Here is an 8,771-nt window from a genome sequence, read left to right as displayed (position 1 = left end):
AGTAACTGCCCACTTAGCCAGAAATATACGATTCCATTTGGCCAACTACTTAGCGCTGGTAAGCTGGCTCTTCTCGGCGCTCAACTATTGATGGGTTACTTGCCGATTTAGATATCACAATGGGACGAAGTATGTGTCTGTGCAGAATGTCCAGGCCCATTCAGTTGTAAAAATGAAGCTTCAGCCAGTAATAGTAAGGGGGATTCTTGAAACTCCTGTAAATAGGAAAATCCAGAAACGAAATTTGGGTCCAGGTTAAACCTGTTCATTGAATTATAGGATTTTTGAATTGACTGACTGGAGATATTGCACTCTTGCGATTGACGCTGGCGTTGAAGCTCCCTTCGGCGCTTTCTTTCCTGCTCTAAGTAAGCAGGATCTTTGCGAAGCTCCCTCAGGCGCTGCCTTTCACGCTCTACGTAAGCAGGATCTTTGCGAAGCTCCCTCATGCGCTGCCTTTCACGCTCTACATAAGCGGGATCTTTGCGAAGCTCCCTTTTGCGCTCCCTGTTGCGTTTCTTTTTGCGCTCTGCGTATTCGGGATCATTATGGTAGCGCTCCCTGTTGTGCTGCTTGTGGTGCTCCCTTTTGTGCTCCCTTTTGTGCTCAATTTGTAATGAGTAACTTTCATCAGACTCTTTAACTCTTGCCAGGGCTAAATCGCCTGATGTGTCAACTTCATACCCTGCAGAATTGTGAGTTTGGTATTCGCTGTGACGTAACACAGAGCTTTCCCCGGCAAACCCTCTCCCTGCAGGAAATGAGTGTTGTAGAATCGGCACATTATTATTGGGTTGAGGTTTAACAATCGCCACTAGTGCTGTCGGCTTAAAAAAAGGGTCAATGCTCTTTTGATTAGAAATTTGTACAGGTTGATGAAGGTTGTTATCAACAACTGATAAGCTTTGCAAGGTTGATTGATTTAAACCTAATATAGACTGGGCAGAAAAACGTTCATTACCGGGAATATATGTGGGTGGGGCATCATTATTCTGAAGTTTTTTTCTAACCGTAAAGTCAAGCGGTTGATCTTCTTTAGCATAGCTGGCAACGGTTACTATCGACCTTTTTTCCAGGCGGGGATCATCAAATGGATTATGCACAGGCACTGTTGGCTGCCGAAGGTAGCTTTCAGTAGTTCTATCAGTACGCATAGCGCATAGAATAGTACCTGCTTTTTCAACTTCACGGGAAAAGGCCTTACTTGATGCGTCAGATTCAGAAAAAGTAGTATCTTGAACATAACAAATGTGATCTGAAGCTGCATTTAAATGGGCTGAAGAAGTAAATCTATCCATTGAATTGTTGAATTGTTGAATTCCAGCTTATGACCAATGTTTTTTATAAAAGTTCCTCCCTAAAGAAGACCTATTCAATATTTATGTCAACCAGGCAAAAGAATGTGTTATAGCTGTTAATAATTGCAATGCAAAGCGATTCGAAAGCTGATCGGTTACTCAGGGTGAGATGAGTTCGATCGGGACTGTAAATATTCCTTCAGTTTGACGACTGAAAAACGGAGTGTGGGTAGAGCACGGACACTGATGATAATTCTGCTTTTTTTACATTAGCTGCTAAGTCCCCTTTTTTCCTGGCTACTTCTTCACTAAAACCTTTTTTTATAGCTGATTGATATGTATTTGATCTTGCATTATTTATGGTTTTGGCAATCTTGCGTTTATCGGATGCTTCGTGTTTGGCTCTGGCCCTGGCTCTGGCCTGCCTGCCTTTATCGGATGCTTCGTATTTGGCTGTGGCTCTGGCTTTGGTCTCTTTGCCTTTATGTGATGCTCGGTATTTGGCTCTGGTCTTCCTGCCTTTTTCGGATACTTGGTATTTGGCTTTTGCCCTGGCTCTGGCCTCTTTGTATTTATCGGATGCTTCGCGTTTAGCCCTGGCATCAGATACCAGAAGAGTACCTTCGGGAATTGAAGCCCGAGATGAGTTCGTAGCCAGTTGAGGTTGAATAGTCGCAACTGGTTCTGTTGCATTAAAAATTTCTACAGGTTGGTGAAGGTTGTTATCAACAAACAACGAGCTTTGTGAGGTTGATGGCCCTATGCCTAAAATAGACTGGATCGAAAAAGGTTGATTGTCAGGCGAATATGAGGTGGGAGGATCATTATCCTGGTGTTTATTTCTAACTTTTAAGTCAGGTTGTTGATCTTTTTTAGTACGGTTAGCAACGATTACTATCGACCTTTTTTCGAACCGGGGGTCATCAAATGGATTATGAAAAGGCACCGTTGTCTGATGATGGTTGTTTTCAGTAGTTTCAGAGAAATGCATAGCACAAAGAACATTGGTAGCTTCTCCAACATTACGGGAAAAGGCCTGACCTGATACGTCCGATTCAGGAAAATTATGAAAGCTACCTGAAACTGTATTTAATTGAATTAAATAAGTAGGAATATCCATTGAATCTTTGAATTATTGAAACACAGCTTAAGACCCCCCTCTACCTATAAAAGTTCCTCCCTTAAATAGTCTATCCATTTTTTATGTGTACCAAGCATAAATATCTGTTATGGCTATTACAATAGCGATGTACAACGCGTCGAAAGCCAGCGCCTTACGGATGAAAAAGACGGTGGTGGTAGGGTCACTGGCAATGCAGTCTATGTGGGCTATGAATTTCTTCAGTTTGATATTTGAGCTCCGGAGCTAGGAGTAGATTTGACATCAATAGCAGATTCCAGTTTTTTTATGTATTCAGATTTGAATAATTTTGATTTAATTGAGGATTGTGAGTTTTTAGCCTTCCTTTTTAATAAATTAATACTATCTAAATCAGCTGAATCAATTTTTATTTTTTTATTGTTGGTAATAAAATAGGATAAATCATGAATGCCATATTTTTTTATCAGGTGATTATTTTTTTGATTGCGATCAAGATAGTTTTTAATTGAATCAAATTTTTTAAAATTATTGAGTTGCTTTCTACAAATGGACTTGATTGATATAACTTGTTGCAAATCCAGTTTTGACTCCATGGCTTGTATATGTTTTTTCCTATTGTCTCGATATTTTTGTGCGGTAATTTTATTTAATCTCCTCCTGTTATTTAGTTTCCAAATTTCATCTGTAGCCTTTTTTGAACTTCCATTATCGGGGGATTTTATTCGTGTTGATTGCTTATGGGTAGTTTGTGGTTTTTCAGATGATAAATCATGAGGTAATCGACTGTGATCAAATGATTTTGTGGTTGTCAATCCATAATTGATAGGCTTATCATCAAAATCAAATAGCAATTGATCAGGAATATCCTGTGATAATTCGGGAAATAATTCACTGTCAGTAGGTGATATATGAGAAATAGAAAATTCAGCTAATGAATTTTGAGGACTGAAAGTAACCTGGCAAGTTGCATCCTGATGAAGATACAAAGAATGGCTTGGATCAAGTACTTTTTGCACAGAATATCCCGCTATGCCTGGCTGAGGAATTAAAGGCTCAGTTGGCTTGAAAAATAAACCTTCCAACTCTTTTGGGTTTGGGTCGCAGGAGTTCGAATAAAAAGAAACATCATTTATGATTGGTGAGCTATACATTGAAAAATTTTGATATTTAAATCTATTTTATGACCTCTCTTTCTTATAGAAGTTCCCACCTAGGGTACATTTTATCAAGAACCGATTGTGGTACCCCAGAAATATCAGTTCCGAAAAAGCCTGCCGGATCAGCATGTTTTAGAGAAATCAGCGTTATCTCGCCAGACGAGTGACTGTTGGCGTGGTAAGAAAGCTGATCGATAAATGGTTGGAGGCAGGTATTCTTGAAGCCGGGATGGTAAAGGGGGACGGACCCCCTTTACTGGTTAAGTGCCAGTATCAAATGTCAGCAGCCAGTCGGCAGCCCTGGTTGATTGCCCGCTTGGCATCCAGCTCCGCAGCCACATCCGCTCCGCCAATCAGGTGCACGGTCTTGCCGCTGATGCTATCAGCAAGCGCTCGCATGGGCTCCTGGCCTGCGCAGATTACGACGCTGTCCACATCAAGCACCTGAGGTTCCCCGGCAATGGACAGGTGCAGACCCTGGTCATCCACCTTATGGTACTCACAGGCTGGCACCATGCGCACCCCCCGGTTAGCCAGTGATGAGCGGTGAATCCAGCCGGTGGTTTTGCCGAGGTTTTTACCGGGCTTGCTCTTTTTCCTCTGCAGTAGAAAGACTTCTCTGGAGGATTTTGGGTGCTCGCTTTCGGTCAGCAGGCCACCGCGATTTTCCAGTGTCATATCCACGCCCCACTCTTTCATAAAGGCAGGAATATCAAGGCTGGTGGATGGGCCTTCCTGGGTAATCAGTTCACACAAATCAAAACCAATACCGCCGGCCCCGATAACGGCTACCTTGTTGCCCACAGGTGCTCCCTTGAACACATCCAGATAACTCAGGACCTTGGCGTGATCAATACCTTCCAACTCCAGATTTCTGGGGGTGATACCGGTGGCGATAATGACTTCGTCAAAGTCACTGTTTTCCAGTTCTTCTGCCGTTACTTTGTGGTTGAGCTTCAGCTCGACGCCGGTCAGCTCAATCTGTCGTTTGAAGTAGCGAAGGGTTTCTTTAAACTCTTCCTTACCGGGTACGGTTTTCGCGATATTAAACTGTCCGCCAATTTTATCTGCAGCGTCAAACAGCGTGACGTTGTGACCACGATAGGCGGCTGTGGTGGCAAATGCCATGCCGGCAGGACCGGCTCCCACCACGGCCAGCTTCTTGGGTTTATTGGTTGGCAGATAGTTCAGCTCGGTTTCATGGCATGCCCTGGGATTTACCAGACAGCTGACGGGTTTCATATAAAAGACATGGTCAAGGCAGGCCTGGTTACAGCCAATGCAAGTATTGATTTCATCGGCTCTGCCTTCTGCCGCTTTGTTCACCCACTGGGCATCTGCCAGCATAGGACGGGCCATGGATATCATGTCCGCATCACCACGGGCCAGAACTTCTTCTGCGGTTTCCGGCATGTTGATCCGGTTGGAGGTGATGACCGGAATATTGATTTCGTTGCGAATTTTTGCCGTTACCCAGGTAAAGGCCGCTCTTGGTACCATTGTCGCGATGGTAGGGACACGGGCTTCGTGCCAGCCAATGCCGGTATTAATAATGGTGGCACCCGCCTTCTCAATCTCTTTGGCCAGTTCAACGATTTCATCCCAGCTACTGCCGCCTTCAACCAGATCCAGCATGGAGAGGCGGTAAATAATGATGAAATCCGGTCCTACTCTTTCCCGGGTCTTACGCACCATGGCTACCGGCAGGCGCATGCGCTGACGGTATTCTCCGCCCCATTCATCCTGTCGCTGGTTGGTGCGATTAACAATGAACTGGTTGATGAAGTACCCTTCAGACCCCATGATTTCCACGCCATCATAACCTGCTTCCTTTGCCAGGGCGGCAGAGTTGACGAAGCTCTCGATCTGCTCATCCACCTCATCAGAGGTCAGCTCTTTGGGCTTGAAAGGATTGATAGGGGCCTGAATAGCGCTGGGAGCGATGCATTTTGGGTGGTAGGCATAACGACCGGTATGCAGGATCTGCATACAGATTTTACCGCCAGCCTTATGCACAGCGTCTGTGACCAACTGGTGGTGCTTTACATCATTCATGGTTTCCATGGTGGCAGCACCTGGCATACCCCCGCTCTCCTGGTTCGGCGCGATACCGCCGGTCACAATGAGTCCCACACCGCCGGCTGCGCGTTCGGCAAAATAAGCCGCCAGTCGTTCAAAACCGTTGGGCTGTTCTTCCAGGCTGGTATGCATGGAACCCATCAAAACCCGATTTTTCAGCGTGGTAAAACCCAGATCCAGCGGTGCCAGAAGATGTGGGTAGGGAGTAGTCATTTTATAATCCTTCTTGTGATTCGACGCCTCATCTAGACGCTGTCAAGATAAAATGGTATTTTGACACTGTCAAGATAATTTGCACTGACTGCGGACTTCTTCATTATTACTCAGTTTGGGAAAAGGTCGCTGCCCGCTGCCCGCTGCCCGCTGCCCGCTGCCCGCTGCCCGCAAAAGCACAAGTGGTTCCGGCTTTTCGGGCAGCGGGAAGCGTCTTTAGAAATGTGGAAGTTATTTAAGGACCGTTTCTTGGTAGCAGATAGTAGCAACAGATAGCGCAAGGGCATTAAACGACATATGACTGGCAGAAAATCCTACCACCATGGCAACCTTCATCAGGAGCTGCTTGAAGAGGCAGCCCGGATGCTTGGGGAGCAAGGGGTGGATGGTATTTCCATGCGCGCTCTGGCCGAACGGGTCGGGGTCTCCAGAACAGCGGCTTATCATCATTTTAAGGATAAAAATGCGCTGTTCTGTGCCATTGCCGAGCAGGGGTTTGAAAAGTGGCAGACACACTTTGCGCAACTGATGCTTGAACAGTCAGGAGACATGAACGGCTGGTTAAAAGCTTTTGTCCATGCCTATCTGGATCTTTCCTGGAAGTATCCTGAAGAGTATGACCTGATGTTCGGTCGACCGGTCTGGAAAAATGGTGAACCTACGGAGAGTCTGAAAGAGGCCTCTTTTGCCTGCTTTCAGGACTATGTCAATCTTATCCGTAGCTGGCAGGACAAGGGGACGTTAGCAAAAGATATTGATTTTCTGCGTCTTGCCCAGGTGAGCTGGAGCATGCTGCACGGTATGAGTCGTTTATTGAACGATGGTGTTTACCTGGATAGAAACTCCATTGATGCCATGTCGGACAGTGCAGTGGCGATGATACTGGCAGCAATTCAAAGCCATGATTCTCGGACAGCCTCCTAAGCAGTTTCTACATCTGACTGAACCGGCTCAGGGATGGTGAGATCTGCAGATATCATGATATGGTCAGAGGGATACCCGTCAAGATCTTCTTCCACCTGATCCCTGTAGCTGTTGAAATTATTTTCAAACTTACACTTTATCTCACTGTTGCTACGTAAGGTTAAAAAATCTATTTGGGCCTGCTCACCCGGTTCTGAAATCAGTTCGCAGGGTTGTTGATCCACCGGGTTCTCCGGCAGCATGAACCCGAAGTCAGAAGATATTTTCAAACGGTAAAGATCGTCTGGAACCTTACTGCCTGTCTGCTCGCAGGTACGACAGGCAAAGCGATCATCTTCATTGAAATCTCCCCCGGAAACCATGGCAACCACCTTGATGCCGTGTTCAGCTTCAACCTGTTTGATAAATGTCAGCTGTTTTTGCAAATGGCTCTCATGCTGAATTGCGCCCGCCAGCCTGGAAGCTTCCAGTTCAGGACCTGTCGGCGCATGTCGGTTAAAACCAACCAGATGCTCTGAGCCAGCGGAAAAGGCGAGATGGGAGCCTTTGAGTCTGAATACACAGGTGGTTACCTTTCTGCCGGTAATTTTTTTGGCAATTCTGTTTTTGTCTTCTGCTGAGTGCGAAGACAGCCGGGGATTGACTTCCACTTCCTCTTTGCTCACTGGCAATGAATCTTTGGCGATTACTTCAAGGACGTTTTCCGGATCACGCAGAAAGATAGCGGTACCGTGGAGAAGATCCTGTGGCCGCCTGTTTCGGGACTCACTCTGGTGAGGAGCAAAGTGGATGAGACTGTAGCCGAATTCACTGAGAGCTTTTTTCATGGGTTCACAGTCATGTCCGGTCAATTCCTGCATAAGCAGCACGTGGGGCTCTTTCGATGCAAGTGCAGTCACCCGACGGCCGGTTACGGTTCGGCCAATACGCCCGGCCATTGGCGGGACATTGTCTTTGAGCAGACCGTAACAAGACAGTTTGTCCATTTCAGATGCGAATTGCTTATCTATCTCATGGCTGGTTTTCTGTGACTGTTGCCAACTATTGATAAGTGCTTTGCCTTCAGGACTCAGAAGTCCCTCTTTAGCTGGCCCTTGGCAGCCATGTTTGAAATCCAATGGAATGGACAGTCTGTTGATAGTATGAAAATGAAACGGCATTGATTTGTATACCTGTAAGAACTTAGTAGCGGCAGAAGTTGTAGCTACGGGGAAATTTTACATTTGGACAGTTTCTGGAACGGAAGGTTACATAATAACCAGTGTCGATTTCTCCCGTTTTGCTGCCTCAACAGCGACTTTGCATCGACCCTTGACATGGTATTCGTCATAATCCCTGACGTCGATACAGGGTTTGTCCATATCGACCTTGATAAGAGTCTGCCTTCAACATAATCAAAATAAAGAAAGCAATTCAAAAAAACCTAAAAAGTTATAGTGAGCTGTGAACTTATTAATCTAGAGTCCACTATTCGTGAAAAGTTCCATCGTTGACGACAATTATTTACCTCTTCCGCCCGGAAGTCGGTGGGCTCACTGCGACAGCATTCAACAGTAGAATCTGCCATTAATGCCTTGGAATCTCATGGCTGGTTTGCAGTGGAAAACCGAGGTCTGTTTTCTTTCCCGCCCCCGGTTTTGTTAAACCTTTTTATATGGAATTGGAGATAATAACTGCTTATCCAAGCAGATCAGATCATAGTGTTCTAAGCTATCTTGTCGTAAATAATCTCGCACAGGAGTTGCTAATTTCATCAATGGTGCAGATTCTCCTGCTTTAACTTCTTGAAATCCGAATTTCTTATAAAATGAAACAGCATCGTTGTCGCTATCCAGGACTATGCCAGGAACTGTAAGGGCTAAGTGTTCATTCGGTATACAGATTGCTGGTGAACATTGGGTGAACCATTATTCAGGTAAAGTGCCGAACATAAGTAGTTAAGAAATTGTCCCGAAATAATTTCGACATTTTGAACTCGATCTCCGTTCATCCTGAGCT

The 8,771-nt window shown here is 45.4% G+C and carries 6 protein-coding genes; 1 reads left to right on the top strand and 5 read right to left on the bottom strand.

Annotation, left to right across the window (positions count from 1 at the left end; translation table 11 throughout):
* Positions 1 to 107: 107 nt before the first annotated feature.
* The 4 genes from KDK15_RS03735 to KDK15_RS03720 form a co-directional block, all read right to left on the bottom strand.
* Positions 108 to 1,154, bottom strand: a complete 1,047-nt coding sequence (locus KDK15_RS03735; protein ID WP_257294022.1) for a hypothetical protein — start codon at positions 1,152 to 1,154, stop codon at positions 108 to 110.
* Positions 1,155 to 1,497: 343 nt separating this feature from the next.
* Positions 1,498 to 2,418, bottom strand: a complete 921-nt coding sequence (locus tag KDK15_RS03730; RefSeq protein WP_257294021.1) for a hypothetical protein — start codon at positions 2,416 to 2,418, stop codon at positions 1,498 to 1,500.
* A gap of 221 nt (positions 2,419 to 2,639) precedes the next feature.
* Entirely contained in the window at positions 2,640 to 3,482 is an 843-nt protein-coding gene (locus KDK15_RS03725; protein WP_257294020.1) for a bZIP transcription factor, read from the bottom strand.
* Positions 3,483 to 3,830: 348 nt separating this feature from the next.
* Entirely contained in the window at positions 3,831 to 5,849 is a 2,019-nt protein-coding gene (locus KDK15_RS03720) for an NADPH-dependent 2,4-dienoyl-CoA reductase (protein WP_257294019.1), read from the bottom strand.
* 297 nt (positions 5,850 to 6,146) lie between these two features.
* On the opposite strand from KDK15_RS03720, the gene KDK15_RS03715 reads away from it, so the two are divergent.
* Complete coding sequence (locus tag KDK15_RS03715; protein WP_257294018.1) at positions 6,147 to 6,773, top strand: TetR/AcrR family transcriptional regulator; 627 nt, start codon at positions 6,147 to 6,149, stop codon at positions 6,771 to 6,773.
* On the opposite strand, the gene KDK15_RS03710 is transcribed toward KDK15_RS03715, so the two are convergent.
* Entirely contained in the window at positions 6,770 to 7,933 is a 1,164-nt protein-coding gene (locus KDK15_RS03710; protein WP_257294017.1) for a hypothetical protein, read from the bottom strand. The genes KDK15_RS03715 and KDK15_RS03710 overlap by 4 nt on opposite strands.
* Between the last annotated feature and the right edge of the window lie 838 nt (positions 7,934 to 8,771).

The organism is Endozoicomonas sp. YOMI1, assembly GCF_024606345.1.
Classification (GTDB): domain Bacteria; phylum Pseudomonadota; class Gammaproteobacteria; order Pseudomonadales; family Endozoicomonadaceae; genus Endozoicomonas.
This window is presented reverse-complemented; position numbering and strand designations above follow the sequence as displayed.